Here is a 25,695-nt window from a genome sequence, read left to right on the forward strand (position 1 = left end):
CAGGTGGGTCCTGGTAGAAGGGACGCATGAGTGACATCACGATCTCCGAGGGCGCCGAGTACACCGCGATCTTCCACGGCGGCCCGTTCGACGGCACGACCGACACCCGCACCGCGACGAGCGACGCGCTGGACGACGAGATCACCGTGTACGCCGACGTCGAGGGGCTGCAGACGGCCTTCGCCTACCGCCTCACCAAGGCCCGCCAGGTGCTCGACCAGACCTCGGCCGAGTACAACTTCGACCCCCAGGACTCCGACCCCGTCGACGACCTGCAAGAGCGCGGTGACCGCTCCGGCGAGTTCGACCGGGAGTAGACCGGCGACGCGCGGCGTTGTCCCCGCCGTGCGACTCGACCTCTGGACCTCCGCGTTCTGCGCCCCGTGCGGCGCAGCCCGACGTGTCGCCGCCGACGCGGCGGCGCTCGTGCCCGGCCTGACGGTCGCGGAACGGGACGTCGCGGTCCACCCCGACGACGCCGAACACCTCGGCATCCGGTCGACGCCCACGATCATCGTGCGGCGCGACGACGGTGCCGAGGTGTTCCGCTCAGCCGGCGTCCCGACGCGCGACCAACTGCTGGTCGCCGTCGCGAAGGCCCTCTAGCCCGGCGGTCGGCGGGGTCGGCCTGGAGGCGCGGATCACCTTCCTGACGAGCTGTTTCGTCCGGCGGACGGGCGTTCCGATCACGAGTGCCACGAGCCCGAGCACCGAACGGTCGTCCCGACCGAGCGCCGTCTTGCGCTCCCAGGCGCGTCGCAGTGCGCCGCCGCGGCTCCGACGTGCGGCCGGCCGGTCCGTCAGGGTGCCGGCATCGCGCTGGCGCATGAGCTCCTCCACCCGTGCTGCCCAGTCGTCCTCCGCAGCTGGGTGGAAGTAGTTGTCGCGCAGCCACTCCGGGCGCACGGTCCGGAACCGCCCGGCGACGAGGTCCGACGCGTCACCGGGGAGGCCGCTGCCCACGAAGACCTCGTTGATGAGCTGCGGCGCGACCCCGAAGTCCGTCAGGGTGAGGGCCGGCACGCCCGCGCTCACCGCTTCGAGGACGGCCGTCGAGCTCACCGTGACCAGTGCCACGGCGCGCGCGAGGTGCTCGGCCATCGGACCCGTCTCCACGACGAGGTTCGACGGGGCGTCCGACGGCACGAGGTCCGGGTACGGGTACTGCTCACGGTGCGTCTGGTGCTCACCGGCAGCCGCCCGTGTCTTGATCACCACGCGCCACTCCGGGTGCGCCCGGGCGGTGTCCGCGAGCCAGTGCACGATCCGGGCACGATCCGCGGGGTCTGTCGGCACGCTCGGCTGCGCGGCGAAGACGACGGCGTCCCGCGTCGCCCCGTTCGCCGTGGGACGGACCTGTCCGGGGCGCGCCGGCCGCGCGAAGGGGAGGGTGGCCAGCGCGAAGGCGGGTTCGAGGCCGCCGGCACGGGAGAGCTCCTCGTACGCACGGACCTCGCGGTGGCTGTGCAGGACGAAGAGGTCGGCGCGGGCGCGGAAGAAGATGCCCTTCCACTTCGCCGGGAACGAGATGCCCGGCAGTCCCGTGACGAGCACCGGCCGGTTCGGCACCCGCCGGTGGACCTGGTCGATCACGAGCTCCGCCACCGGGCCGATGAGCGAGACGAGTACGGCGTCCGGCGGGTCGGCACGGAGCCGGTCGACGATCGCGTCCACCGTGGTCGTGGCCGGCGGCTGGGCGGCGGCGCCGGCCAGCCGGCCGTCGAGACCGCGGAAGGCCGAGCGCAGCTGCCCGGTGCTCGCAGACCTCGGGGTCGCGACCGTCACGAGTTCGAGGTCCCAGCCCTCGGGGCTGCTCGCGAGCAGGTGCGCACCCCACTTCGCGAACGAGTCGGTGTCGACCAGGCCGACCACGCGACGGACGCGGGTCGGCGCTGCGGGGGCGGGTCGTGCCTCCAGGCCGACCGTCGAGGCGTCCGTCGACGTCGTCACGCGACCACGCGGCGGAGCTTGGCGAGGGGCGCCTCCTCGCCGGGGAAGACCCGCTTCACGCCGTCACCGAGCGCGGTCTCGATGATGCGGACGTCCCGGGCGAGCGTCGCGAGGCCGTGCGGCTCGAGCGAGGCCGCGTGGTCGGAGCCCCACATGGTGCGGTCGAGCGTGATGTGGCGCTCCACCGCCGTGGCTCCGAGCGCGACCGCAGCGATCGAGATCTGGAGGCCCGGCTCGTGGCCGGAGTACCCGACCGGCACGCCCGCGTAGCGCTGCGCGAGGGTGTCGATCATGCGGAGGTTCGCCTCCTCCGGCGGCAGCGGGTACGTCGACGTGGCGTGCATGAGCACGAGGCGCTCGGTGCCGAGCGCGGCGACGGCCCGGTCGATCTGCTCGAGGGTGGACATGCCGGTCGACAGGATGACCGGCTTGCCCGTCGCCGCGACGGCGGACAGGAGCTCGAGGTCGGTCACGGACGCCGACGCGATCTTGTACGCGACGACGTTCAGGTCCTCCAGGAAGTCGACCGACGGGACGTCCCACGGGGATGCGAACCAGTCGAGACCGCGCAGCGTGGCGTGGTCGCCGATCTCGATGTACTGCTCCCGGTCGAACTCGACCCGGTAGCGGTACTCGAGGTACGTCATGTCGCCCCACGGCGTCGACCGGGGCATCTGCTTCATGTGCTCGGGCGTGGAGATCTCGGGCGTGCGCTTCTGGAACTTCACGGCCTGCAGGCCGGCGTCCGCCGCCACGTCGATGAGGCGCTTCGCGATGTCGACGTCGCCGTTGTGGTTCAGGCCGATCTCGCCGATGAGGTACGCGGGGTGGCCCGCGCCGATCGTGGACGTGCCGATGCTGACGGTCATGGTGCTCCGTTCGGTGCTGGGACGGGGGTCGGGGACCGGTGTTCCGCGGCGTGGTCAGCCGGGGCGCCGGTGGCGGGGAGCGCGCTGGCGCCGGTGGCGGGGAGCGTGCGGCTCAGCGCCTCGGCGGTCGCCAGGTCCGTGGCGTCGTCGATGTCCACGGCCGTCGCCGCGTCGACCACTGCGAGCTCGGTCCGGCCGAAGAAACGGTGCCGGTGCTGGCGGAGGCCCTCGACCCGGAGGACGTAGAAGGCGCCGGTCTCCCGGAACTCCGGTGCGCGGTCCTGGCGGCGAGGTCGCACGGCGGCGTCGTGGTTCACGGCCACAGCTCGGCCGTCCGCGTCGACCCGCCAGAGGAAGGCGTGCGACGGAGCAGCGGCGAAGACCGAGTCCGCGGCGCCGGACAGGACCCGGTCGACGGCGGCGTCGAGGTCCGCCGGGTCGGTGAAGGGTGAGGTCGCCTGCAGGAACACCAGGACTTCGGGGACCTCGTCGTGGATCTGCTCGAGCACGTCGAGGACGTGCAGCAGCGCCGACTCGCTGGACGCCGTGTCCCCGGCGAGGTCAGCGGGACGGTGGAGGACACGGGCCCCGGCCGCCCGGGCTTCGTCGGCGATGTCCGGGCCGTCGGTCGACACCACCACGGAGTCGATCGACCGTGCGGCGACCGCGGCCTCGACGGCGCGCGCGACGAGGCTCCGACCGCCGACGGTGCGGAGGTTCTTGCCGGGGATGCCCTTCGAGCCGGCACGTGCGGGCACGACGGCGAGGACTCGGCCGAGGGAGCTCATGTGCCGGAAGCTACGGAGAGTCGGTGTCGCGGAGGCGAACACGAGGGAGCCACCAGTGGAAGTGCACAGGAAGTGCCGGGTGGCGCACGACGGGCGGCTAGGGTCGTCCGGTGCTCTCCGTCGACGACCTCCTCGACCCCGCTCCGCGTCGGGTCCTCGTGGCCGGGGTGTCCGGCGTCGGGAAGACGACCACCGCCCGGCGGATCGCGGAGGTCCTCGGGATCCGGCACACCGAGATCGACGCCCTCTTCCACGGGCCCGGGTGGGAGCCGCGGCCGACGTTCGTCGAGGATGTCGACCGCTTCACCCGCGAGGACTCGTGGATCACCGAGTGGCTGTACGGCCCGGTCCGGCCGATGCTCGCCGAGCGGGCGGACACCCTGGTGTGGGTGGACCTGCCGACCCGGGTGATGCTCCGGCGACTGCTGCGGCGGACCCTCCGACGGCGACTCGGTCGGGAGGAGCTGTGGAACGGGAACGTCGAGCCGCCGCTGTGGACGTTCTTCACGGACCGCGGGCACATCTTGCGGTGGGGGATCTCGACCCGCAACGCGATGCGGGAGCAGGTACCGGCGCTGGAACGGTCCGCCCCGCACCTGCGCATCGTCCACCTCCGGTCGCAGCACGAGGTCGACGCGTTCGTCGAGCGGCTGGCACGCCCCGCGGTCTAGAATCGTCGCCGTCCGCCTCCGTAGCTCAGTGGATAGAGCAGGTGGTTTCTACCCTCCGTGTCGCGGGTTCGATTCCTGCCGGGGGCACCGACGACGAAGGCCGCCACCCTCACGGGGTGGCGGCCTTCACGCGTCGGTGCAGTCTGCGTCGGCGCTGGGCGCGGGTGCGCCGCGTCAGTCGTCGTCGTCGGACGAGCGGCGGCGGATCTCGTTCGCGCTGATCGGCTGTGTGTACGGCGCCTCGTCCGTCTCGTGCGCGTCGGCCGGTTCGGCCGCAGCGCCGTCGAGCCGCGTCGACACCGACTTCGTGCTCGGCGTGGACACGGTGGCCGTGGGGCGGTTGACGTGGGCCTCGGCGGCGGTCGGACGTGCGACGGGCGGCGGCACCTCGCGGTCGCGCTGGCCCGGGCGGGCGGCGTCGTCGACGACGTCGGTCTCGTCGTCGTCGGTCCCGCGGCCGGCGGACGTCGCGGGAGCGGAAGCCGGCCGGGAGGACGGCGAGCCGAGCGTGGGGCGGACCGGGGCCGCACCGGACCGGCCCGGGACGTCGCTGTTCGGGCCGGGCACGTCGCCGTAGGGGCGGGTCAGACCGTCGCCGAGCGGGGTCGTCGCGGCGGTGGCGCCCGTGGATGCGGCGGTCCGTGCCCATGCCGGGGCACTGGACGTCGCGGGGGCCGGTGCGTCGTCGGTGCGCGCTGCGATCGTGCGCGCCGGGGCCGACCCGGGCGTGCCGGTGCCAGCGGGCGCCGGCGTGCCGCCGGCCGCTCCGGCGTCGACGGTGCCGGCCTGGGCGGCGTTGCCGGTGCTGGCCTGGGCGGACCCGGCGCCGGCCACAGCGGACGCCGTGCCTCCCGACCGGTCCGGTGCGCGCAGCGAGGTCGTCGTCGGCGTGGGTGCGGGCTGCGGCGTCTCGGCCTGGCGGTTCGACACCTGGTCGGCGTTCCAGTCCTGCTGGCGCTTCACCAGGTCGGCGTCGGGATCGGGCGACTCGAACTTCCATCGCTCGAGGTCGCTCTTGAACAGCTTGCGGGCGCGGTTCGGGCGTGCCTGCCACTCGAGCAGACGGTCGCGGAACTCGGCGAGGGACTGGTCGGCCTGGAAGGAGAACGTCGACGAGTTCTTCTTGATGTCGGCGATCTCGTGCTGGGCCCAGTTCGCCGCGAGCGGGGCGCCCGACACCGGCAGGAGGCGGAGCCGCACGTCGGCGTCCTCGGCGAGGTGGTCGGCGTAGGCGCGCTCCTCGTGTCCGAGCGAGCCCCACGTCGCGGCCTTCCGTGCCGCGGAGATGATCGCGGCGACGGCGGCGTTCTTCGCCTCACGCTCCTGCAGAGCGACCACGCGCTTGGTCGCGCCGCGGCCGATGAGCGCGGCGACGATGCCGGCCACCACGATGGCGACGAAGGGGATGATCGCGCCCGAGAGCAGCCGCCACCCCGTGTCCGACGCGGTCCAGTCCGTCAGCTCGTTCCACCAGTCCATGCGCGAACCGTACCCAGGGTGCGTGCGGACGGCGGGGAGGCTGTCCGGCGATCCGTGCATCCGCCCACGCTGGGCGACGCCGGGGGTGCTGGGAGAAGTGACGCGAGGGTCGTCGCGAGGGTCGACCTGCGGCGCGCCGACGCCTTCCTGACACCTCGGGCGTCAGCCCCAGCGCAGGCAGTCGACCGCGTCGTCAGCGGACCAGACGTCCGGGAACTCGACGAACCGCCGCTCGGTCGGGATGTAGCGCCGAGCGCGGTACGCGGTGCCGCCCGCGACGTCGACGCGGTCCACGTAGCCGACGATCTCGCCGTTGGCGCGGGTGACCCGGCTGAGGTCGTCGCGGACGTCGAGGATGCGGAGGTCACCCCGGCTGCGGGCGACGGAGGACGTGCGGAGCCGGAACGCCGGTTCGGTCGTCGTGGTGTGCATGGTGTCCTCCTGGTGTGTGCTCGATGTGTCCGTGGTTCGTGGCTCCGACGCTACGGGCGACCACCGACACGCCGAGGGCGACGGATGCCTCCTGGGGACGACGTCCGCACACTGCGGCGGTGTGGACGACGCGTACCCCGAGATCCGCGGCCCGCGGCACGCCCCGCGCTTCGCGCCTCTCGCCCCGCGCCTCTCGCCCCGCGCACCGAGTCCCGACTCCCGCCTCGGCGTCGGACGCCCTCCGCGCACGTGGAGGACGGCGCGGTAGCGTGGGGGCATGACGACGTTCGTGCTCGCAGGTGGTTGCTTCTGGTGCCTCGACGCGGTGTACCGCACCCTGCAGGGCGTGCAGGACGTGGTGTCCGGCTACATCGGCGGCACCACCCAGGACCCGACCTACGAGCTCGTGTGCACGGGGACGACCGGGCACGCCGAGGCGGTCGCGGTGACCTTCGACGAGTCGGTGATCCCGGCGGACGTCGTCCTCGACGTGTTCTTCACGCTGCACGACCCGCGCCAGCTGAACCGGCAGGGCGCCGACGTCGGCACGCAGTACCGGTCCGCGATGTTCCCGGCCGACGACGAGCAACGTGCGCTGTTCGAGCGGGCGATCGAGCGTGCGGCGGACATCTGGGACGGTGGGATCGTGACCACGATCGAGCCGCTCACGACGTTCCACCGGGCGGAGGAGTACCACCAGGACTTCTTCGCGAAGAACCCCGGTCAGGGCTACTGCCTCGCGGTCGCGCTGCCGAAGGTGAACAAGGTCCGCAAGGCCTACAGTCAGTACATCCTGGCGTCCTAGCCACGGGCGTCGGGGCCACGAGGAGGTGGTCGAACGATGACGAACGACACGATGACGAACAGCACGACGACGAACAGGACCGGAGACTCGACGACGAGTGCCGCGGGGACCTGGGTCGCGGTCGGTCCCGCCGGCGCGGTGGGCAGCATCCACCGCGCTCCGGACGGGTTCCACGTCGAGCTCTTCGGACGCCGCAGCACGGGCGGGGTCTTCCCGTCGCTCGGCTCCGCGAAGAGCGCGGTGCACGCGGCGATGGGTCCGCACGCGGACCGTCCGGAGTTCCGCGCGCACTGACCCCGGCCTGGAGGCACGGGGCACTTCTCCTGCACAGGTCGCGCCGTCGGAGTGGTGATCCACAGATCGAGGCCCGGGCCGCCGACGCGGCCCGGGCCTCGTCACGATCGGAGCATGAACGACACGATCACGATCTGCGGCATCGTCGCCACCGAACCCCGGCACCTCGTCACCGACACGGGCATCGCCATCACCAGCCTCCGGCTCGCCTCGCCGTCACGGCGCTTCGACCGCGCCACCTCGACGTGGACCAACGGCGCGACCAACTGGTTCACGGTGACGGCCTTCCGATCACTCGCGGCCAACGTCCACAAGTCACTCAAGAAGGGCGACCGCATCGTCGTCACCGGGCGGGTGCGGATCCGCACGTGGGAGCGCGACGGGCGTGGCGGCACCTCGGTCGAGGTGGACGCCGAGGGCATCGGGCACGACCTCGCGTGGGGCATCAGCAACTGGATCCGCGTGCCACGGCAGGCGAACGAGACGGCCGTCACGCCGGTGGACAGCACCCGGGTCGATCCACGGACGGGGGAGGTCGGCGGCGCGCACCTGCACGGTGTGCACCTGCCCGGTCCCGACGACGCCCCCGACGACGGACCCGGCGCCGGACCTGGCGATGACGTGCCGGACGACGAGCCGTTGCCCGATGCCGCCGAGGCAGACCGGCACACCGCGGCGATCCTCGGCGAGGAGCACCCGTCGGGTGTCTTCGGCGTGGGTGACGCGACCGGAATCGGTGACGCTGATCAGCACGGGCTGCCCGCGGCCCTCGGCCTCGATCGCCCCTTCGGAGCGGAGGACGGGGACGCGGAAGCCGCCTGACCCGGCGGCCGACGGAGCGCCGCCGACGTCCGACGGAGCGCCGCCGCCGGACGTCGGAGCGCCACCGCCGGACGACGGAGCGCCGACCACCCGAGGGCGGCCGGCGCTCCGGTCGGCGGTGCGTCCGCAGTCAGCGGTCGGTGGTCAGCGACCGTTCCACTTCTGGGCGATCATCGCGATCCCCGACACCTGGTCGGTGTCCCAGTTGTGGCCGCTCGCCAGCCCGGACACCCGGCCGTCGATCGAGAAGCTGGCACCCTGCACGCCGGCCTTGGTCTGCGTCGCCTTCAACCCGTGGAACGAGAAGCTGTTGTTCCACGAGCCGTTGAGCCCGATCCGACCCGTGGCGGTGCCGACGTCGATCCGGACGTTCTGCACGGTGGAGTGCACGGTGTCGCCGTTGAGGCGTGCGTTCGCCTCGGCGTTGAAGAACAGTCGCGGTTCGAGGTGCACGTTGACGGTGCCGATCGTCTTGTGGTTGACGCTGATCGCGGCGACGTCGTTCTTCCACCAGCGCAGCCCGACGGGCGTGAGGTTGTTCGTCGCGGCGTTCAGGTAGCCGTAGGTGAACTTGCCGTTCTGCACGCGCTCCCAGATGTAGCGGGGCTTGCCCTTGCTCTGGGGCGACCCGGAGTCGGACTGGATGCCGAACGAGAACGCGTTGTTGTGGGCGTCGTGGACGTTGATGTACGACGAGTAGCCGGTGCCGGTGCCCTTGGCGCTGATGTTCGCCGTGTACGTCATGTAGGGCGTGCCGGAGGGGACGCTGAGCGCGGATGCGGGCGCAGCGGGGATCGTCACCGCGATCCCGAGTGCGAGAGCCCCGATGAGGGGCAGCATGAGACGACGGAGTCGGTTGTTCGCCATGTGGTCCTGGTCCTGGTCCTGATCGAGGCCGAGCTGGTGGTTTCGGGTCCCGCCGGCGAGTGATGCAGGTACCGTACGTCGCCCCACCGACACTTGTCAGCCCCCGAACGGGCAGGTGCGTCTTCCGGCGACGGCACCGCGGCCGCGCGATGTGCCGTCCGGGTCACTACACTTGACCGCGATATGGCTGAGTACATCTACCAGATGGTCCGCGCCCGCAAGTCGGTCGGCGACAAGCTGATCCTCGACGACGTCACGATGTCGTTCCTCCCCGGCGCGAAGATCGGCGTCGTCGGACCGAACGGTGCGGGCAAGTCGACGATCCTGAAGATCATGGCGGGTCTCGACCAGCCGTCCAACGGCGAGGCGAAGCTGACCCCGGGCTTCACCGTCGGCATCCTCATGCAGGAGCCCGAGCTCGACGAGGACAAGACCGTCCTCGAGAACGTCCAGCAGGGCGTCGGCGAGATCCACGGCAAGGTGGTCCGCTTCAACGAGATCTCCGCGCTCATGGCCGAGCCCGACGCGGACTTCGACGCGCTCCTCGCCGAGATGGGCACGCTGCAGGAGGAGATCGACGCGGCGGACGCGTGGGACCTCGACTCGCAGCTCGAGCAGGCGATGGCCGCGCTCCAGTGCCCCCCGGGTGACGAACTCGTCACGCACCTCTCCGGTGGTGAGAAGCGTCGTGTCGCCCTCTGCAAGCTCCTGCTCCAGAAGCCCGACCTCCTGCTCCTCGACGAGCCCACCAACCACCTCGACGCCGAGTCGGTGCTCTGGCTCGAGCAGCACCTGCAGCAGTACCACGGCGCCGTCCTCGCGGTCACCCACGACCGGTACTTCCTCGACCACGTCGCGCAGTGGATCGCCGAGGTCGACCGCGGTCGTCTCTACCCGTACGAGGGCAACTACTCGACCTACCTCGAGAAGAAGCGCGCCCGCCTCGAGGTCCAGGGCAAGAAGGACGCCAAGCTCGCGAAGCGGCTGTCCTCGGAGCTCGACTGGGTCCGGAGCAACCAGAAGGGTCGTCAGGCCAAGTCGAAGGCCCGTCTCGCCCGCTACGAGGAGATGGTCACCGAGGCCGAGCGCACGCGGAAGCTCGACTTCGAAGAGATCGTGATCCCCGTCGGCCCGCGCCTCGGGTCCCAGGTGATCGACGCCGAGAAGCTGCACAAGCAGTTCGGCGAGCGGGTCATCATCGACGACCTCTCCTTCACCCTGCCGCGCAACGGCATCGTCGGGGTCATCGGCCCGAACGGCGTCGGCAAGACCACGCTCTTCAAGACGATCGTCGGTCTCGAGCCCCTCGACGACGGCACGCTCAAGATCGGCGAGACGGTCGACATCTCCTACGTCGACCAGAGCCGCGGCGGCATCGACCCGAACAAGAACCTGTGGGAGGTCGTGTCCGACGGGCTCGACTACATCCAGGTCGGCAAGACCGAGATCCCGTCCCGCGCCTACGTGTCGCAGTTCGGGTTCAAGGGTCCGGACCAGCAGAAGAAGGCCGGCGTGCTCTCCGGTGGTGAGCGCAACCGTCTCAACCTCGCGCTCACCCTCAAGCAGGGCGGCAACCTCCTGCTCCTCGACGAGCCGACCAACGACCTCGACGTCGAGACCCTCGGCAGCCTCGAGAACGCGCTGCTCGAGTACCCCGGCTGCGCCGTGGTGATCACGCACGACCGGTGGTTCCTCGACCGCATCGCCACGCACATCCTGGCGTGGGAGGGGCTCAACGAGGACGGCACGCCGAACTGGTACTGGTTCGAGGGCAACTTCGAGGCGTACGAGGAGAACAAGATCGCTCGCCTCGGCGCCGACGCCGCGAAGCCCGGCCGCGCGACGTACCGCAAGCTCACCCGCGACTGATCCGTGGCGGTCCTGCACGCTCCGGTCCGCATGCGGTGGAGCGACATCGACGCGTACGGGCACGTCAACAACTCCGCGATGCTGCGCCTCCTCGAGGAGGCGCGCATCGTGGCGTTCTGGGGTGCCGACCCGGACGAGGTCGACGCCGACGGGTCCGTCCCCGAGCCGATCATCGACGGTCGTCCGGGTTCGGGCACGATGACGGTCATCGCGGCCCAGCGCCTCGAGTACCTGGCGTCGATCCCGTACTTCCGGCAGCCGCTCGACATCCGGCTGTGGATCGGCCGGATCGGCGGCGCGAGCATCGACGTCTCGTACGAGGTGTGGTCGCCGGTCGGGCAGCAGCCCGCGGAGCTCTACACACGGGCGACGACGGCCCTCGTGATGGTCGACGCCGCCACGAACCGGCCGCGGCGGCTCACCGAGGCCGAGCGTGCCGCGTGCGAGGCGTACATCGAGCCGCCCGTGCGCTTTTCACGCCCCTGACCGGCGCGCGCCGTCGGACCGACGCGCGGAGCGCTACCCGCTACCGCGGGACGCGCATCATCCCCTCCTGCGCGACGCTCGCGAGCAGCCGACCGTCCCGCGAGAACATCCGACCGAACGCGAGTCCCCGGCCGCCCTGCGCGCTCGGGGATTCCTGCGTGTAGAGCACCCAGTCGTCCGCCCGGCCGTCGCGGTGCCACCACATCGCGTGGTCGAGGCTCGCGCTCTTCACCCCGGGCGTGCCCCACGCGACCCCGTGTCGGCGCATCACCGGCTCGAGGATCGACAGGTCGCTCGCGTACCCGAGCACGGCCCGGTGCAGGGCCGGGTCGGCCGGCAGGTCGCCGTCCACCCGGAACCACACGGCCTGGTGGGGGAGCCGTTCCCCCTGCACGTCCACGAACACCGGACCCTCGACGTGCCGGAGGTCGATCGAGCGTTCCGCCCAGGCCCGCGCGACCGGGTGGTCGATCGCGGAGAGGATCGAGGCCGCCGACGGGAGGTCCTCGGGCGCCGGGGTGTCGACCGGGTACGGGTCCTGGTGCTCGACGCCCTCGTCGGGACGCTGGAACGACGCGATCATCGAGAAGATCGGTACCCCGCGCTGGTACGCCTGCACGCGCCGGGTCGCGAAGGACCGGCCGTCGTGGATCCGCTCGACGCCGAAGGTGATGGGCAGGTCGGTGTCACCCGGTCGCAGGAAGTACCCGTGCATCGAGTGGATGTCGCGGTCCTCGATGGTGGACTGTGCGGCGACGATGCACTGCGCGAGCACCTGCCCGCCGAACACCCGGCCGTTCGGCGACCAGTGGCTCGCCCCGGTCAGGATGGTCTCGCCGGTGCTCGCGCCCGTGTCGTCGAGCCGCAGGGTCCGCAGGAAGTCCGGTTCCGTCACCCGCCCATCCTACGAAGCGCTCCCGGCCGGCCCCGGTAGGATCCGAGGGACATGGGCACCACCTTCACGCTCCCCGACGCCGCTTCGCTCGGTGACCTCCGCACCTACCTCGGACGCGCCGCCCGGATCGAGGACGGCTCGGTGCGGCTCATCGCCGACTCCGGGGTCCTCGCGGTCTACACGGCGATCCTCTACCCCGTCGGGCTGCTCGACGAACTGCCCACGGTCCTCGGCCTCCGGACGTTCTCGCTCGCCGAGCCCGCGACGATCGACGCGGTCGTCCCGCTCGCTTCGCTGCAGGAGCGGCTCCGGCTGCTCGCCGAGGCCCAGGACGCCGAGCACGCCGAGGGAGCCGACCCGACGCGGGCGACCCCGATCGAGGTGGAGCTCCCGCTCGAGGTCCACACCGTGACGTGGGCAGCCATCTCGCCGCCGCGCGGTGGCTGGGTGCCGCTGCCCGACGTGTCGGCCGAGTTGCTCCGCCGTGCGGCGAAGGCCGGCATCGCCGAGGTCGCCGAGGCGGTCCCGACGAACGCGGGCGAAGCGATCGTGCGCCGGGTCCGCTCCGAGGTCTGGGGCCGACCGATCCCGATGATCGAGCACCTGCCCGCGGGCGCCGGCTTCGCGGGGGAGAGCCTCGGCTTCCTCGGCCACGACCCGGTGCGCGTGTTCGAGACCGGTCCGTGGAGTCGCCTGACCACATCGCGCGGACACGTGCTGGTGAAGCGACGGGCCTGGTCGCTCAGCTCCTGACGGTCCGTCGGGCGCCCACGAGCGCGGAGGCCAGCAGGCTCCGAAGCCGGGGTGGTTGGCTTGGCGCATGCACGTCTTCCTCACCGGCGCGTCCGGCTACATCGGCTCCTCGGTCCTCCGCGCCCTCGTCGCCCACGGGCACGAGGTCACCGCGATCGTCCGCTCCGACGAGAAGGCCCAGCGGGTGCGCGACGCCGGCGGACACGCGATCGTCGGTGACGTCACCGACGAGGAGATCGTCGAACGGCTCGCGCACGAGGCCGACGGGGTGGTCCACACCGCCTCGGCCGAGTCGGTCGACCCGGCGTTCACCGCGACCGTCCTCCGGGCGCTCGAGGGCACCCCGAAGCCGTTCGTCCACACCGGTGGCATCTTCACCTTCGGTGACTCGACCGCCGTCTCGGAGCAGTCGCCGATCGACCCGCCCGCGCTGACCGCCTGGCGGGTCGCGAACGAGGCCGCGGTCCGGGCGAGCACCGCACGCACGACGATCGTGGCCCCGGGCATCGTGTACGGCCGCGGCGCCGGCATCCCCGCGATGTTCGTCGGTGACGGCGAACACGAGGTCCGGCTCGTCGGCGACGGCTCGCAGCGCTGGACGACGGTGCACATCGACGACCTCGGCGAGCTCTACGTCCTCGCGCTGCACCGTGCGGAGCAGGACGGCTACGTCGTGGCCGCCACCGGGGACAACCCGACGCTCCGGGAGATCGCGGAGGCGGGTGCGCACGGTTCGCCGGTGGTCGCGGAGAGCGTCACCGAGTCGCGCGACCGCCTCGGTGCCGACTTCGCGGACGCGCTGCTGCTGCACCAGGAGGCCACGGGCGCGCATGCGCGCGCCGCGTTCGGGTGGAACCCGACCCGCCCGTCCCTGGTCGAGGACCTCACCGACGGCTCGTACGTGCGCTGAGCCGCCACCGGCGCGGTCGCGCCACGGACGGACTGGAGGCACGGTGCGGGCCCGCACCGTGCCTCCAGTCCGTCGGTGGGTCGCGTCGGACCGTCAGTCGAACGTGTTCGTCATCGCGTGTGCGGCGCGGTCGAGGTAGGCCCAGAGCTCGGCCTCGTCGAGGGGCGCGAGACCGAGCGACTCGACGGCCTCGTGCATGTGGTGCAGCCAGCGCTCGCGCGCCTCGGACGTGATCCGGAACGGCTGGTGGCGCATGCGGAGCCGCGGGTGGCCGCGTTCCTCGCTGTACGTGCCGGGGCCGCCCCAGTACTGCTGGAGGAAGGCGGACAGCCGCCAGACGGCTCCCTCGAGGTCGTCGGCCGGGTACATCGGCCAGATGACGTCGTCCTGCTGCACACCCTCGTAGAAGCGGCGGACCAGACGGTCGAACGTCGGGGCTCCGCCGATTCGGTCGTAGAGCGATCCGGTGGCGGAGACGCCGTGCTCGCCGACGCGGAGCGTGATCGGTTGCGCGGGCACACGGGCGGGCCCGGCGGCGCCCGCAGCGGTGGTGTCGTCGGTCATGCCTCGCTGCTCACTTCTCATCGTCGGTGTCGTCGGTCCGGATGGCCTGGCCGAGCAGGTTCCGCTTCGGCTTCCGCGACTTCGTCGGGGCCGGGGTCGGCTGGGTCCGCACGGTGCGCAGCCCGTTGATGGACGTGGCGTTCTCCCACCCCGCGGGCATGATCATCGCCATCGCCGGCAGGGTGACGCCGAGCTCGTCGACGCTGCGCTTCAGCCGGATGCGCAGCTCGCGCCCGACGACGTCGAGCTCCGAGGACCGCGTCTTCACCACGAGCCGGAACACCATGCCGGCGTCCGTGATCGACTGCAGCCCCCAGATCTCCGGCTTCTCGACGATGCGCTGTCGCCAGCGGGGCTCCTGCGACATCGTGACGGCTGCCTTCAGCAGGGCGTCCTGCACGGCGTCGATGTCGGTGTCGTACGGGACGGTGATGTCGACGAGGACCCGCGACCAGCCCTGGGACAGGTTGCCGACGCGGAGGATCTGCCCGTTCGGCACGAACCAGAGGATGCCGTTCACGTCGCGGATCTGCATGACCCGGAGGCCCACGTTCTCGACCACGCCGGTGGCCTGCCCGGTGTCGACGACGTCGCCGACGCCTGCCTGGTCCTCGAGGATCATGAAGATGCCGGACAGCAGGTCGCGCACGATGCTCTGCGCACCGACGGCGAGGCCGGCCGCGACGAGCGAGGCGCCCCCGACGATGCCGACCGCGGCGTTCGGGATCGCGACCGGGATGATGATGGCGAGTGCCACGGCCACGACGATCACGGTGGCGAGGTTCTCGAGGACGCTGCCGAGCGTCCGGGTGCGCTGCACGACGCGGGCGGTCTGCACCGGTGAGGCGATGAGCGCCTGCGTGTCGGTCGTCCCCTGGCGCTTCTTGACGCCGAGGACGACGCGGTTCACGACGGTGGTGATCATCCGGCGGAGGATCAGGCGCACGATGATCGCGGCGAGGATCACGATGACGATCGTGATCGGCTTGCCCCAGACGCTCCAGAAGTCGTCGAGGGCGGAGTTCACGGCTGCGTTGGTTGATGCGGCGAGGAGCATGATCCGATCGATGCTAGAGGGCGGGGCCTTGGCGTCCCGTGAGGAACCCCGAGACCCCGCCCGTCGTCAGCAGGTCAGGAGCCCGCGGGTCAGGCGTCCGCCGCCTGGACCCGGAGTGCCCGCTCGGTGCCCGCGAGGTTCTCGGTCACGATGCGGCGCAGTGCCGGGGTCTCGGGGTGGGCGTCGAGCCAGGCGCGGGCGGCGTCCCGCAGCTCCACCGAGGCGAGCGGTGCCGGGTAGAGCCCGGTGACGACCGTGTCGGCGATGTGGTAGCTGCGCTCGGCCCAGATGCGGGTCAGGACGTCGAAGTACTTCGACACCAGGCCCTCGAGCACGACCGGGCTGTTGACGTGCTGGAACCCGACCGTGGTCTGGCGCACGATCGCGTTCGGGAGCGCGTCCGAGTCGACCAGCGAGGAGAACGCCGCGAGCTTGCCGTCCGCGGTCGGGATCGACGCCCGGGCGCGAGCGGCTGCCTGCTCACCCGATGCGGTCTTGTCGGCGGCGAGCTCGGCGTCGACGTCCGACCCGTCCGCGGCACCGGCGAGCACGAGGCCCTCCAGCAGCTCCCAGCGCAGGTCGGTGTCGATCTCGAGCCCGTCGAGCGTCACCGAGCCGTCGCGCAGCCCCTGGAGCGTCGCGACGTGTTCGGGCGTGGACGGGATCTGCGCGAAGAACTTGACGAACTGGAACTGCGCGTCGGAGCCGGCCTCGGCCTCGGTCGCGAGGGTCCACAGGGTGTCGCCGACCTGGCGGATGGTCGCCTCGGACGTCGCCGGAGCGACGTAGTTGCGTGCGGTCAGCAGCAGCTGCGACAGCGTCGTGCGGATCGTGGTCGACTCGGTCTCGGTCGCGATGTTGCCGAGCACGAGCCGGACGTAGTCGCTCGCCGGGGCCTCGGCGTCGCGCGTGGCGTCCCAGATGGCGCCCCACACGATCGAGCGGGCGAGCGGGTTCGCGATGTCGGCGAGGTGCGCGATCGCGGTCTGGCGGGACTGCTCGTCGAGGCGGATCTTCGCGTACGCGAGGTCGTCGTCGTTGAGCAGCACGAGGTCGCCGCGGTGGACGCCGACGAGCTCCGGCACGTCGGTGCGGGCACCGTCGACGTCGATCTCGACGCGGTGGGTCCGCTCGAGCTTGCCGCCTTCGGACGCCGCGTAGACGCCGATCGCGAGACGGTGCGGGCGGAGCGTCGGGTGGTCCGTCGGCGCTTCCTGCAGGACGGCGAAGGACGTGATCGCGCCGTCGGCGTCGACCTCGAACTCCGGACGGAGGGTGTTCACCCCGGCGGTCTCGAGCCAGAGCGCGGACCAGTCGGAGAGGTCGCGGCCGCTCGTGGCCTCGAGCTCGACGAGGAGGTCACGGAGCTCGGTGTTCGAGTGGTGGTGCTTCTTGAAGTACGCCGAGACGCCGGCGAAGAACGCGTCGATCCCGACCCACGCCACGAGCTGCTTGAGGACCGAGCCGCCCTTGGCGTAGGTGATGCCGTCGAAGTTGACCTGGACGTCCTCGAGGTCGTTGATCGTCGCGACGATCGGGTGCGTCGACGGCAGCTGGTCCTGCCGGTACGCCCACGACTTCTCCATCGCCTGGAACGTCGTCCACGCCTCGGTCCACTCGGTGGCCTCGGCCGTGGCGATCGTCGACGCCCACTCGGCGAAGGACTCGTTGAGCCAGAGGTCGTTCCACCACTTCATGGTGACGAGGTCGCCGAACCACATGTGCGCGAGCTCGTGCAGGATCGTGACGACCCGGCGCTCCTTGATGGCGTCGGTCACCTTCGAGCGGAACACGTAGGTCTCGGTGAAGGTCACCGCGCCCGCGTTCTCCATGGCGCCGGCGTTGAACTCCGGCACGAAGAGCTGGTCGTACTTCTCGAACGGGTACGCGACGTCGAACTTCTCCTCGTAGTAGGCGAAGCCCTTCTTCGTGATGTCGAACACGTACTCGGGGTCGAGGTACTCGGCGAGCGACTTCCGCGCGAAGACGCCCAGCGGGATCGTGCGGCCGTCGCGGCTCGTCAGCTCGTCGCGGACGACCTCGTACGGCCCGGCGACGAGCGCGGTGATGTAGCTGGAGATCTTCGCGGTCGGGGGGAAGGACCACGTCGCGATCTCGCCGTCGACGTGCGGCTGGGGGGTCGGGGAGTTCGAGACGACCTGCCAGCGGGCCGGCGCGGTGACGGTGAAGGAGAACTGGGCCTTGAGGTCGGGCTGCTCGAACACGGCGAACATCCGCCGGGAGTCCGGGACCTCGAACTGCGAGTAGAGGTAGACCTCGTCGTCGACGGGGTCGACGAAGCGGTGCAGGCCCTCGCCCGTGTTCGTGTAGAGCGCGTCGGACACGACCACGAGCTCGTTCTGCTCCTGCAGGTCGTCCAGCTGGATCCGGACGCCGTCGTTCACGGCGGCCACGTCGAGCGCGGCACCGTTCAGCGTGACGGTGTGCACGGTCTTCGTGATCGCGTCGATGAACGTCGAGGCGCCGGGGGTCGCGCTGAAACGCACGCGGGTGGTGCTGCCGAACGTCTCGGCACCGCGGGTGAGGTCGAGCTCGACCTCGTACGACTGCACGTCGACGACGGCGGCGCGCTCCTGGGCTTCGATTCGGGTGAGGTTCTCTCCGGGCACGGACGCTCCAACTTCCACTGGGGACGCGGACGGGTCGTTGTCCGCGTACGAGGGGTCCCGGCGCGGCGTCGTGCACCGGCGGGACGGTCGACTCCAGCCTAGCGAGCGCGCGTACGCTCGCATCCGTGACCGAGACGACTGTGGACAACACGACCGAACGCACCGCTGTGGACTTCTGGTTCGACCCGAACTGCCCGTGGGCCTGGATGACGAGCCGCTGGGTGGGTGAGGTCGAGCGCCAGCGTCCGATCGACGTCACGTGGCACGTCATGAGCCTCTTCGTCCTCAACGAGCACCAGGACGTCCCGGAGTCGTACCGGGAGCGGCTCACCGCAGGCCAGGTCTACCCGCGGATCGTGACGGCCGCACGGCTCCGCCACGGCGACCAGGTCGTGAAGCCCCTCTACGACGCGCTCGGCGAGCACGTCCACCACCGGCAGGAGAGCGACCCCGAGCAGGTCGTCCCGACGGTGCTCGCGGAGCTCGGTCTCGACGCCGACCTGGTCGAGTACGCGTGGACGGACGAGGTCGACCAGGCCGTCCGCGCCAGCCACCAGGACGGCATCGACCGGGTCGGCCAGGACGTCGGGACGCCCGTCATCGCTGTCGAGGGCACCGCGTTCTTCGGCCCGGTCATCTCGCCGGCACCGAAGGGCCAGGAGGCGCTCGACCTCTGGGACGGCGTCGTCGCGGTCGCGAAGTACCCGGGCTTCTTCGAGCTGAAGCGCTCGCGCACCGTCGGCCCGGTCTTCGACACCACCGTCTGACGCGAACGGTCGCCGCACAACCAAAGACGCGCGGAACCACGAGATCGTCTGGTTCGGTCTGACTTTGGTTGCGCAGGAGCGCAGGAGTGCAGGAGTGCAGGAGCGCAGGAGCGTAGGAGCGCAGGAGCGCAGGAGTGCGCGGCCGGGAGGCACGGGTCGCGCCCGGCAGGCGGGCGCGGCCCGCGGGGACGGCTCAGTCGAGCGGCAGTCGCATGAGTGTCAGGTCGAGCCAGCGGTCGAACTTCCGCCCGACCTCCGGCAGGACGCCGACGGTCACGAACCCGAGCCGTTCGTGCAACGCGATCGACCCGGTGTTCGACGAGCAGATCCCGGCCATCAACACGTGGTGCCCGTCGGCTCGCGCCCGAGCCACGAGTGCGTCCATGAGCACGGTCGCCACGCCCCGCCCGCGGAACCGCTCGACCACGTAGACGCTGTGCTCGACCGTGTGCCGGTAGCCCTGGTGCGGCCGGAAGCCGCTGTACGTGGCGTAGCCCGCGACGACGCCCTCCACCTCGGCGACGAGCACCGGCAGTCCGGCCGACCGCCGCTCGGCAAGCCAACCGTCGAACCAGGGGCGCGGGTGGGGTTCCTCCTGCCAGATCGCCGTGGAGTGCAGCACCGCGTCGACGTGCAGCCCGTGCACGACGTCGAGGTCGCGCGGCTCGCAGTCGCGCACCGTGACCGCGGAAGGGGATCCCGTCGCATATGCTGTCGGCATGTCTCAGATCGTAGACGAAGTTGCGCCGGAAGCGGAACCGGCGGACACGGCGTCCGCTGACGACGCCGAGCAGCGTCGACTCGGCGAACGGCTCCGGCGTCTCCGCACCGAGCGCAAGTGGAGCCTCACCGAACTCGCCGAGGAGTCGGGCGTCTCCCGCGCCATGATCAACCGCGTCGAGCGCGGGGTGTCCAGCCCGACGGCCACCATCCTCGGGCGGCTGTCCGGGGCGTTCGGACTCACCGTCTCACAGCTCCTCGACGAGAGCCTCGAGCACGAGGTGCCCAGGTCGAGCGACCCCGACCAGGCGCGCGGCGTCCAGCGCGGCGCGACCGCGGACTCCTGGACCGACCCCGACACCGGGTACCGCCGTCGTCCCGTCTCGAGTGCGGACTTCCCCGCGGACGTGACCGAGGTGCGCCTCCCGGCCGGCCGCGGAGTGGCCTACCCGGCGTCCGCGTACGCCTTCCTCCGGCACTGCATCTGGGTGCTCGACGGCACGCTCGAACTCGTCGTCGGCGACGACGTGACGCGCCTCGGCGCGGGGGACCGGATCGAGCTCGGCGAGCCGGCCGACGTGGTCTACCGGAACACCGGCGACGACCTCGTCCGGTACGTCGTCGTCGTGGTCCGGGGCCGGTAGGCGCAGGAATAGGATCGGTGCCATGCGCATCCACCTCGGAACGGACCACGCCGGCCTCGAGTTCAACAAGACCCTCGCCACCCACCTGACGGAGGCCGGGCACGAGGTGGTGGACCACGGTCCGACCGAGTACGACGCACTCGACGACTACCCCTCGTTCTGCATCAACGCCGCGCACGCGGTCGTGCAGGACCAGCGCGCCGGTGTCGAGTCCCTCGGCGTGGTGTTCGGCGGTTCCGGCAACGGCGAGCAGATCGCCGCGAACAAGGTCGAGGGCATCCGGGCCGCGCTCGTCTGGAACGAGTCCACCGCGGTGCTCGCCCGCCAGCACAACGACGCCAACGTCATCTCGATCGGCGCACGCCAGCACACCGAGGACGAGGCGATCCGCTTCGTCGACCTCTTCATCGCCGAGCCGTTCTCGGGCGAGGAGCGCCACGCCCGTCGCATCGCGCAGCTCGCCGAGTACGAGACCACGGGGCACATCGCCGGTGAGCAGATCGACGAGTAGGCCGGGTAGACAGGCTCCATGCCCGAGGGTCACTCCGTCCACCGCATCGCCAACCAGTTCGCCCGGCACTTCGTCGGCAAGCGCTGCGAGGTGTCCAGCCCGCAGGGACGCTTCGCCGCCGGGGCGGAGCAGCTCGACGGCAAGCGGATGGTCGCCGCGCGCGCGGTCGCGAAGCAGCTGTTCCTGGAGTTCGAGGACGACCTGTTCCTCCGCGTCCACCTCGGCCTCTACGGCGCGTGGGACTTCGCCGGCGTGATCTCGTCGGCCGAGGCGTTGTCCGAGGACGGCGACGGCGAGGAGTCGCTGTCGTCGATCGGCGCGCCGCGGCTCGCCCGGTACCGGATGGCCGAGCAGGAGAAGGCCGAGGACCCGATCGAGTCCTTCCCGCCGGACCCGGTCGGACAGGTGCGCGTCCGGATCCTCACCGAGGACACCGTCGCCGACCTCCGCGGCCCGACCGCCTGCGTGGTCGAGGACCCGGCCGGCGTGCAGCGCGCCCTCGACAAGCTCGGACCGGACCCGATCAACGACGACGGACCCGAGGCCGAGAAGACCTTCGTCGAGAACGTCCGGAAGCGGAACGTCGCGATCGGGCAACTGCTCATGGACCAGTCCGTGGTCGCGGGCATCGGCAACATCTACCGTGCCGAGCTGCTGTTCCGGCAGCGCATCGACCCGTACAAGCCCGGCAAGAAGATCACCGTGAAGCAGGCGAAGGCGCTGTGGCAGGACTGGTCGAAGCTGCTGCACGACGGTGTCCGCGACGGTCTCATGCTGACCATGGACGACCTGTCGGAGGCCGACCACGCGAAGGCCGTGCGTTCCCGGAAGGACCGGCACTGGGTGTACCACCGCGAGGGCGAGCCCTGCCGGGTGTGCGGGACGGAGATCCGGATGGCGGACATGGCCGGCCGCAAGCTCTACTGGTGCCCGAAGGACCAGAAGTAGCGTCGGCGGCAGCGGTCACACGTCGAGGTACGTGAACCGTCCCTCGATCGCGGTGCCGAGCACCCGGGCCGAGCGCAACGCTCCCGACGACGGCGCTGCGAGCGGGTCCTCCGCCAGGAGCACCAGGTCGGCGACGTCCCCGACGGACACCCCGACCCGGCCACCCTCGGTCGACCCGCGCCACGCGGTCAGCGCGGCGAGCCGCTCGGCCGGGTGCCACGGCTCCCGTCCGTCCCGGTCCCGCCCGACCGCCGCCGCCATCGACACCCACGGGTCGAGCGGTGCCACCGGCGCGTCGGAGCCGAGCAGCAGGGACGCACCCGCGCGGTCGAGCGACGCGAACGCGAACGCCCGGTCGGTCACGCCCGCCCAGTGACGGTCCGCGATGTCCCGGTCGTCCATCGCGTGCTCCGGCTGCACGGACGCCGCGACGCCGAGCCGCGCGAAGCGCTCCACGTCCTCCGGCACGAGCAGCTGCGCGTGCTCGATCGTGCCGCGGGCGCCGACGGCCTCGAAGACGTCGAGCGCGAGGGTGTTCGCCCGGTCGCCGATCGCGTGCACGGCGGGGACGAGCCCGGCCGCCACGGCACGTCGGACCATCGCGACGAGGTCCTCGAACGCGTACGCGAGCACGCCCGAGCCGTCGGTCATCGCCGCCGTCCGGGTGCCGAGCGACCCGTCGGTGATCACCTTGAACGGCCCCATCGTCACGAGTCCCCGGGTCCCGGGCACGACGTCGCCGGTGCGGAGCCCGCGCGCGATCGCGGCGTCGAGCTCGCCCGGGTACACCCCGGACCCGACCCGCAGGCCGTCCGTCCCCGCTTGCACGCGCCGGGTCCACCGGTCGATCCCGAACACCATCTCGAGATCGCGCACCCGCGTCACCCCGCGGGCGGCGGCCGCCTCGACGGCGTCCGCCACGAACCCGTCGAGCACGTCGTCCGGCACACGGGAGAGCGCGCCGGTCACGTCGAAGGCGTCCTGCTCGCGCAGGACGCCGTCCTCGCCGGCCGGCAGGGGCCGCCCGACCAGGGCGGCGAAGTGCTGCAGCGCGAGGGCGTTGCACCACACGGCGTGCAGGTCCGCACTGATGACGACGACCGGGAGGCCCGGTGCGGCCTGGTCGAGCAGCTCGCGGCGCGCGGGGCGTGGCCACATCCCGTCGCGGTAGCCGTGCCCGACGAGCACCCGGTCCGGCACGCCCGTGCGGGCGACGTCGGCCAGGAGGGACGCGGTCGACTCCGCGGAGTCGCAGCCGGACACATCGACCCGTCGTCGCACGAGCGCCCACTGGTCGAAGTGCACGTGGTGGTCGACGAGTCCGGGTCCGAGCCACGCGCCGGCAGCGTCGACGACCTCGGTCTCGGCGGAGGTCGGGTCGAGGGTCCCCGCGGGTGCGATCGCGGCGACCCGCCCGTCGACGACCCGGACGTCGCACGGGGCGCCTGCGGTGCCCACGCGCCGGACGGTGCGGAGCAGTGTCTCGGTCATCCCCACCGTCACGGCCGGTCCGCCGCTGGCGCGTCGGCCCGGAACCGGCGGCGTGGGCCCAGCGCCTCCAGCCCGTGTGCCCGGACCATCTCGTCGGCGAGCGCCGGCGAGGCGTAGGGTCCGTCGCCCCGCAGGCCGGCGACGATCCGCTCGACGACCTCGGGGGCCTTGTTCTGGGAGAGCTTGGCGCGGGCGTCGAACCGGGCGACCCGGATGCGGATGCCCACGGTCCCCTTCGCCATCGCGCGGGCGCTCTGCTCGTCGACCTCGAGGGACACCGGCTCCGGCATCACCTGCTCGAAGTGGTCGACGAGTTCGCCGAGGACGCGGAAGTTCTCCTCGTCGGACAGGATCTCCGGCGTGCCCCAGCAGTGCGCGGTGACGTGGTTCCACGTCGGGACGAACTGCTCGGGCGGGTACCAGGCGGGGGAGACGTACCCGTGCGGTCCCTGGAACACGACGAGGACCTCGTGCTGCCCGAGTTCGTGGGCGACCTCGTCGGGGCGGCCGACGTGGGAGACGAGGACGATCTCGTCGTCGGTGTTCGTGGCCGTGTCGAGGAGGACGGGGTAGTGCGACGCGACGAGCCCCGCGGCGGTGGGCGACACGATCGTGGCCCACGGGTGCTCGGCGATCAGCCGACGGACCTCGGCGACGTCGGTCACGAGGAAGTGGGGTGTGTGCCGCATGGGTCGAGCGTGGCACAGGTCGCTCCGCGGGCGCGAGGGCCGTCGTTTCCGGCCTGTTTCCGAGAAGTAAAGGTTTCAGAGATCATTGAAACAAGTCTTGTGGTGGGGTTTCGTCCGGCCCTAGCTTCGCCGTCAACGACGACCGGTCCCGAACCGGACGCGCTCGACTCGAGGAGCAAACGATGCGACGCAGGACTCTCGCCGCGCTGGCCGCGGCGGCCACGGTGGCGCTGGTGGCCACGGGCTGTTCCGCAACCGGGACCGCGAACGACCAGGCGGGATCGGGCGGGAGCCTGGTGTACGCCACGGGCGAGCCCGACCACCTCACCCCCGGACGCCAGACCGTCGCGTTCACCCAGGTGCTCAGCCTGTTCGCACCCCTCACCGAGACCGACTCGGACGGCAAGCTCCACGACGTCGCGGCGAAGAGCGTCACCTCGAGCGACAACACCACGTGGACGATCACGCTGCGGGACGGCTGGAAGTTCCAGAACGGCGAGGAGGTCACGCCCGAGAGCTACGTCAAGGCGTGGAACCACACCGCGTACGGGCCGAACGCCTGGGAGAACAGCGGCGAACTCGCGTCGATCGTCGGGTACGCGGACCTCAACCCGGCGTCGGGCAAGCCGAAGACGAAGGAGATGTCCGGGCTGAAGATCACGGGCAAGGACACCTTCACGGTGACGCTCGACCACGCCGACAGCCAGTTCCCCCTCCAGCTCAGCCAGGCGCAGACCGCCTTCTACCCGATGCCGGAGGCCGCCTACGCGGACCTCAAGGCGTACGACGCGAAGCCGATCGGCAACGGTCCGTACGAGATGACCGAGAAGTGGAAGGCGAACCAGCCGTTCACCGTCACCGCGTGGAAGGGGTTCGAGGGCACGAAGGCGAAGACGGAGGACGTCACCTTCAAGAGCTACTCGGACATGAACACCGCCTACACCGACGTGCTCGCCGGCAACGCGGACGTGCTCTTCCTGCCGGCCGACAAGATGACGAGCGCCGGTTCCGACTTCGGCGACCGGCTGCACTCGTTCGACGCCCCCGGCATCGACTACCTCGGCTTCCCGCTCTGGGACGACCGCTACTCGAACCCCGACGTCCGCCGAGCGATCTCGATGTCGATCGACCGCGAGCAGGTGAACAAGGCGATCTACGGCGGCCTGTACGAGCCGGCGACTGCCCTCACTCCGCCGAACATGTCCGGCACGCAGGAGGGCATCTGCGGCGAGGCGTGCGAGTTCTCCCCGTCGAAGGCCAAGGCGCTCCTGAAGGAGGCCGGCGGGTTCGACGGCACGATCACGCTCGTCTACCCGGGTGGCAACGGCCTCGACTCGCTGTACCAGGCGTACGCCAACCAGATCCGTCAGAACCTCGGCGTCGACACGGTCGCGAAGGCCACCACGGACTGGGCGTCGTACTACTCGGAGCTGACCGACAAGAAGATCGCGGGCCCGCACTTCGGCCACTGGGGTGCGCTCTACGCCAGCCAGCAGAACACCCTCCGTGCACTGTTCACCAAGGCCGGCGGCTGTGCCCCCTGCACCGGGTACTACCAGTCGGACGAGGTCGATCAGCTGCTCGCGAAGGCCGACTCCGCGGGGTCGCAGGCCGAGGCGAACGAGTACTACGCCCAGGCGCAGAAGGCCGTGCTCGAGGACTTCCCGGTCGTGCCCACGTTCTTCGACAAGTACGCCTACGTGGTCAGCGACAAGATCGCCTCGCTCCCCGCGGTCGACGGCAGCCCCGTCGTCCCCGGCATCACCGTCAAGTAGGGACCGGCA

At 71.4% G+C, this 25,695-nt stretch carries 28 protein-coding genes and 1 tRNA gene; 16 read left to right on the forward strand and 13 right to left on the reverse strand.

Going from position 1 to position 25,695, the window contains the following annotated elements:
- Window positions 1-26 precede the first annotated feature (26 nt).
- Together MON03_RS04690 and MON03_RS04695 are read left to right on the forward strand one after the other, a co-directional pair.
- Window positions 27-317 carry a hypothetical protein gene (locus MON03_RS04690; protein ID WP_242090800.1) on the forward strand — a complete coding sequence of 97 codons (291 nt, stop codon included), beginning with the start codon at window positions 27-29 and terminating at the stop codon, window positions 315-317.
- A 28-nt stretch (window positions 318-345) separates the two neighbouring features.
- Entirely contained in the window at window positions 346-606 is a 261-nt protein-coding gene (locus MON03_RS04695) for a thioredoxin domain-containing protein (RefSeq protein ID WP_022903706.1), read from the forward strand.
- On the opposite strand, the gene MON03_RS04700 is transcribed toward MON03_RS04695, so the two are convergent.
- Genes MON03_RS04700 through MON03_RS04710 form a run of 3 tightly spaced genes read right to left on the reverse strand, consistent with a single transcriptional unit; the run spans window position 550 to window position 3,607 of the window.
- Window positions 550-1,950, reverse strand: coding sequence for a DUF6716 putative glycosyltransferase (locus MON03_RS04700; protein WP_242090802.1), 1,401 nt, complete (start codon window positions 1,948-1,950; stop codon window positions 550-552). The genes MON03_RS04695 and MON03_RS04700 overlap by 57 nt on opposite strands.
- Entirely contained in the window at window positions 1,947-2,819 is an 873-nt protein-coding gene (locus tag MON03_RS04705) for an N-acetylneuraminate synthase family protein (RefSeq protein WP_242090804.1), read from the reverse strand. Before MON03_RS04705 ends, MON03_RS04700 begins: the two co-directional genes overlap by 4 nt.
- Window positions 2,816-3,607, reverse strand: a complete 792-nt coding sequence (locus tag MON03_RS04710; RefSeq protein WP_242090806.1) for an acylneuraminate cytidylyltransferase family protein — start codon at window positions 3,605-3,607, stop codon at window positions 2,816-2,818. Before MON03_RS04710 ends, MON03_RS04705 begins: the two co-directional genes overlap by 4 nt.
- Window positions 3,608-3,717: 110 nt before the next feature.
- On the opposite strand from MON03_RS04710, the gene MON03_RS04715 reads away from it, so the two are divergent.
- A complete protein-coding gene (locus tag MON03_RS04715) occupies window positions 3,718-4,278 on the forward strand; it encodes a P-loop NTPase family protein (RefSeq protein ID WP_242090809.1) in 561 nt (186 codons plus the stop codon).
- A 14-nt stretch (window positions 4,279-4,292) separates the two neighbouring features.
- A tRNA-Arg gene (locus MON03_RS04720) sits at window positions 4,293-4,365 on the forward strand.
- An 87-nt stretch (window positions 4,366-4,452) separates the two neighbouring features.
- Here the strand turns inward: MON03_RS04720 and MON03_RS04725 are convergent.
- Window positions 4,453-5,757, reverse strand: coding sequence for a hypothetical protein (locus MON03_RS04725; protein WP_242090810.1), 1,305 nt, complete (start codon window positions 5,755-5,757; stop codon window positions 4,453-4,455).
- A gap of 162 nt (window positions 5,758-5,919) precedes the next feature.
- Window positions 5,920-6,189 (reverse strand): hypothetical protein, encoded by a 270-nt coding sequence (locus MON03_RS04730; RefSeq protein WP_022903712.1) that lies wholly within the window; start codon window positions 6,187-6,189, stop codon window positions 5,920-5,922.
- A gap of 277 nt (window positions 6,190-6,466) precedes the next feature.
- Between MON03_RS04730 and msrA the strand changes: the two genes are divergently transcribed.
- The 3 genes from msrA to MON03_RS04745 all read left to right on the forward strand — a co-directional run bounded on the left by msrA (window position 6,467) and on the right by MON03_RS04745 (window position 8,110).
- Entirely contained in the window at window positions 6,467-6,994 is a 528-nt protein-coding gene (gene msrA, locus MON03_RS04735) for a peptide-methionine (S)-S-oxide reductase MsrA (protein WP_022903713.1), read from the forward strand.
- A 36-nt stretch (window positions 6,995-7,030) separates the two neighbouring features.
- Window positions 7,031-7,288 (forward strand): methyltransferase, encoded by a 258-nt coding sequence (locus MON03_RS04740; protein WP_229728085.1) that lies wholly within the window; start codon window positions 7,031-7,033, stop codon window positions 7,286-7,288.
- Window positions 7,289-7,402: 114 nt separating this feature from the next.
- Window positions 7,403-8,110: a single-stranded DNA-binding protein gene (locus MON03_RS04745; RefSeq protein WP_242090812.1), complete on the forward strand. Its 708-nt coding sequence runs from the start codon at window positions 7,403-7,405 to the stop codon at window positions 8,108-8,110.
- 144 nt (window positions 8,111-8,254) lie between these two features.
- On the opposite strand, the gene MON03_RS04750 is transcribed toward MON03_RS04745, so the two are convergent.
- Window positions 8,255-8,977 (reverse strand): hypothetical protein, encoded by a 723-nt coding sequence (locus MON03_RS04750; protein WP_175327454.1) that lies wholly within the window; start codon window positions 8,975-8,977, stop codon window positions 8,255-8,257.
- A 183-nt stretch (window positions 8,978-9,160) separates the two neighbouring features.
- Between MON03_RS04750 and ettA the strand changes: the two genes are divergently transcribed.
- Both ettA and MON03_RS04760 read left to right on the forward strand, forming a co-directional pair.
- Complete coding sequence (gene ettA, locus MON03_RS04755; protein ID WP_242090814.1) at window positions 9,161-10,846, forward strand: energy-dependent translational throttle protein EttA; 1,686 nt, start codon at window positions 9,161-9,163, stop codon at window positions 10,844-10,846.
- Window positions 10,847-10,876: 30 nt separating this feature from the next.
- A complete protein-coding gene (locus tag MON03_RS04760; protein ID WP_031274465.1) occupies window positions 10,877-11,332 on the forward strand; it encodes an acyl-CoA thioesterase in 456 nt (151 codons plus the stop codon).
- A 40-nt stretch (window positions 11,333-11,372) separates the two neighbouring features.
- On the opposite strand, the gene MON03_RS04765 is transcribed toward MON03_RS04760, so the two are convergent.
- Window positions 11,373-12,227, reverse strand: a complete 855-nt coding sequence (locus MON03_RS04765; RefSeq protein ID WP_242090816.1) for an acyl-CoA thioesterase — start codon at window positions 12,225-12,227, stop codon at window positions 11,373-11,375.
- A 51-nt stretch (window positions 12,228-12,278) separates the two neighbouring features.
- On the opposite strand from MON03_RS04765, the gene MON03_RS04770 reads away from it, so the two are divergent.
- Both MON03_RS04770 and MON03_RS04775 read left to right on the forward strand, forming a co-directional pair.
- Window positions 12,279-12,980 carry a DUF8185 domain-containing protein gene (locus tag MON03_RS04770; RefSeq protein WP_175327450.1) on the forward strand — a complete coding sequence of 234 codons (702 nt, stop codon included), beginning with the start codon at window positions 12,279-12,281 and terminating at the stop codon, window positions 12,978-12,980.
- Window positions 12,981-13,047: 67 nt separating this feature from the next.
- Window positions 13,048-13,890 (forward strand): NAD-dependent epimerase/dehydratase family protein, encoded by an 843-nt coding sequence (locus MON03_RS04775; protein WP_242090818.1) that lies wholly within the window; start codon window positions 13,048-13,050, stop codon window positions 13,888-13,890.
- Between the two features lie 93 nt (window positions 13,891-13,983).
- Here the strand turns inward: MON03_RS04775 and MON03_RS04780 are convergent, their stop codons facing one another.
- The 3 genes from MON03_RS04780 to pepN all read right to left on the reverse strand — a co-directional run bounded on the left by MON03_RS04780 (window position 13,984) and on the right by pepN (window position 18,141).
- Window positions 13,984-14,454 carry a globin gene (locus tag MON03_RS04780; RefSeq protein ID WP_242090820.1) on the reverse strand — a complete coding sequence of 157 codons (471 nt, stop codon included), beginning with the start codon at window positions 14,452-14,454 and terminating at the stop codon, window positions 13,984-13,986.
- Window positions 14,455-14,464: 10 nt separating this feature from the next.
- Window positions 14,465-15,511 carry a mechanosensitive ion channel family protein gene (locus tag MON03_RS04785; RefSeq protein WP_022905001.1) on the reverse strand — a complete coding sequence of 349 codons (1,047 nt, stop codon included), beginning with the start codon at window positions 15,509-15,511 and terminating at the stop codon, window positions 14,465-14,467.
- Between the two features lie 89 nt (window positions 15,512-15,600).
- Window positions 15,601-18,141, reverse strand: coding sequence for an aminopeptidase N (gene pepN / locus MON03_RS04790; RefSeq protein WP_242090822.1), 2,541 nt, complete (start codon window positions 18,139-18,141; stop codon window positions 15,601-15,603).
- A gap of 125 nt (window positions 18,142-18,266) precedes the next feature.
- Between pepN and MON03_RS04795 the strand changes: the two genes are divergently transcribed.
- Entirely contained in the window at window positions 18,267-18,908 is a 642-nt protein-coding gene (locus MON03_RS04795; RefSeq protein WP_502798688.1) for a mycothiol-dependent nitroreductase Rv2466c family protein, read from the forward strand.
- A 193-nt stretch (window positions 18,909-19,101) separates the two neighbouring features.
- Here MON03_RS04795 and MON03_RS04800 read toward each other — a convergent pair whose 3' ends face one another.
- Window positions 19,102-19,629, reverse strand: coding sequence for a GNAT family N-acetyltransferase (locus MON03_RS04800; RefSeq protein ID WP_031274329.1), 528 nt, complete (start codon window positions 19,627-19,629; stop codon window positions 19,102-19,104).
- Here MON03_RS04800 and MON03_RS04805 point away from each other — a divergent pair.
- The 3 genes from MON03_RS04805 to MON03_RS04815 are packed head-to-tail and all read left to right on the forward strand — an operon-like array spanning window position 19,628 to window position 21,731.
- Window positions 19,628-20,272: a helix-turn-helix domain-containing protein gene (locus tag MON03_RS04805; protein WP_242090824.1), complete on the forward strand. Its 645-nt coding sequence runs from the start codon at window positions 19,628-19,630 to the stop codon at window positions 20,270-20,272. The genes MON03_RS04800 and MON03_RS04805 overlap by 2 nt on opposite strands.
- A gap of 22 nt (window positions 20,273-20,294) precedes the next feature.
- Window positions 20,295-20,783 (forward strand): ribose-5-phosphate isomerase, encoded by a 489-nt coding sequence (locus MON03_RS04810; protein WP_175327447.1) that lies wholly within the window; start codon window positions 20,295-20,297, stop codon window positions 20,781-20,783.
- A gap of 18 nt (window positions 20,784-20,801) precedes the next feature.
- Window positions 20,802-21,731 (forward strand): Fpg/Nei family DNA glycosylase, encoded by a 930-nt coding sequence (locus MON03_RS04815; protein WP_242090826.1) that lies wholly within the window; start codon window positions 20,802-20,804, stop codon window positions 21,729-21,731.
- Between the two features lie 15 nt (window positions 21,732-21,746).
- Here MON03_RS04815 and MON03_RS04820 read toward each other — a convergent pair whose 3' ends face one another.
- Window positions 21,747-23,222 (reverse strand): amidohydrolase, encoded by a 1,476-nt coding sequence (locus tag MON03_RS04820; RefSeq protein WP_242090828.1) that lies wholly within the window; start codon window positions 23,220-23,222, stop codon window positions 21,747-21,749.
- 8 nt (window positions 23,223-23,230) lie between these two features.
- On the reverse strand, window positions 23,231-23,911 hold the full coding sequence (locus tag MON03_RS04825; RefSeq protein WP_242090829.1) for an FMN-binding negative transcriptional regulator: 681 nt from the start codon (window positions 23,909-23,911) through the stop codon (window positions 23,231-23,233).
- Between the two features lie 182 nt (window positions 23,912-24,093).
- Between MON03_RS04825 and MON03_RS04830 the strand changes: the two genes are divergently transcribed.
- Window positions 24,094-25,686, forward strand: coding sequence for a peptide ABC transporter substrate-binding protein (locus MON03_RS04830; protein ID WP_242090831.1), 1,593 nt, complete (start codon window positions 24,094-24,096; stop codon window positions 25,684-25,686).
- Window positions 25,687-25,695: the final 9 nt, after the last annotated feature.

It is taken from the genome of Curtobacterium sp. DN_7.5, assembly GCF_022655355.1.
GTDB lineage: Bacteria > Actinomycetota > Actinomycetes > Actinomycetales > Microbacteriaceae > Curtobacterium > Curtobacterium luteum.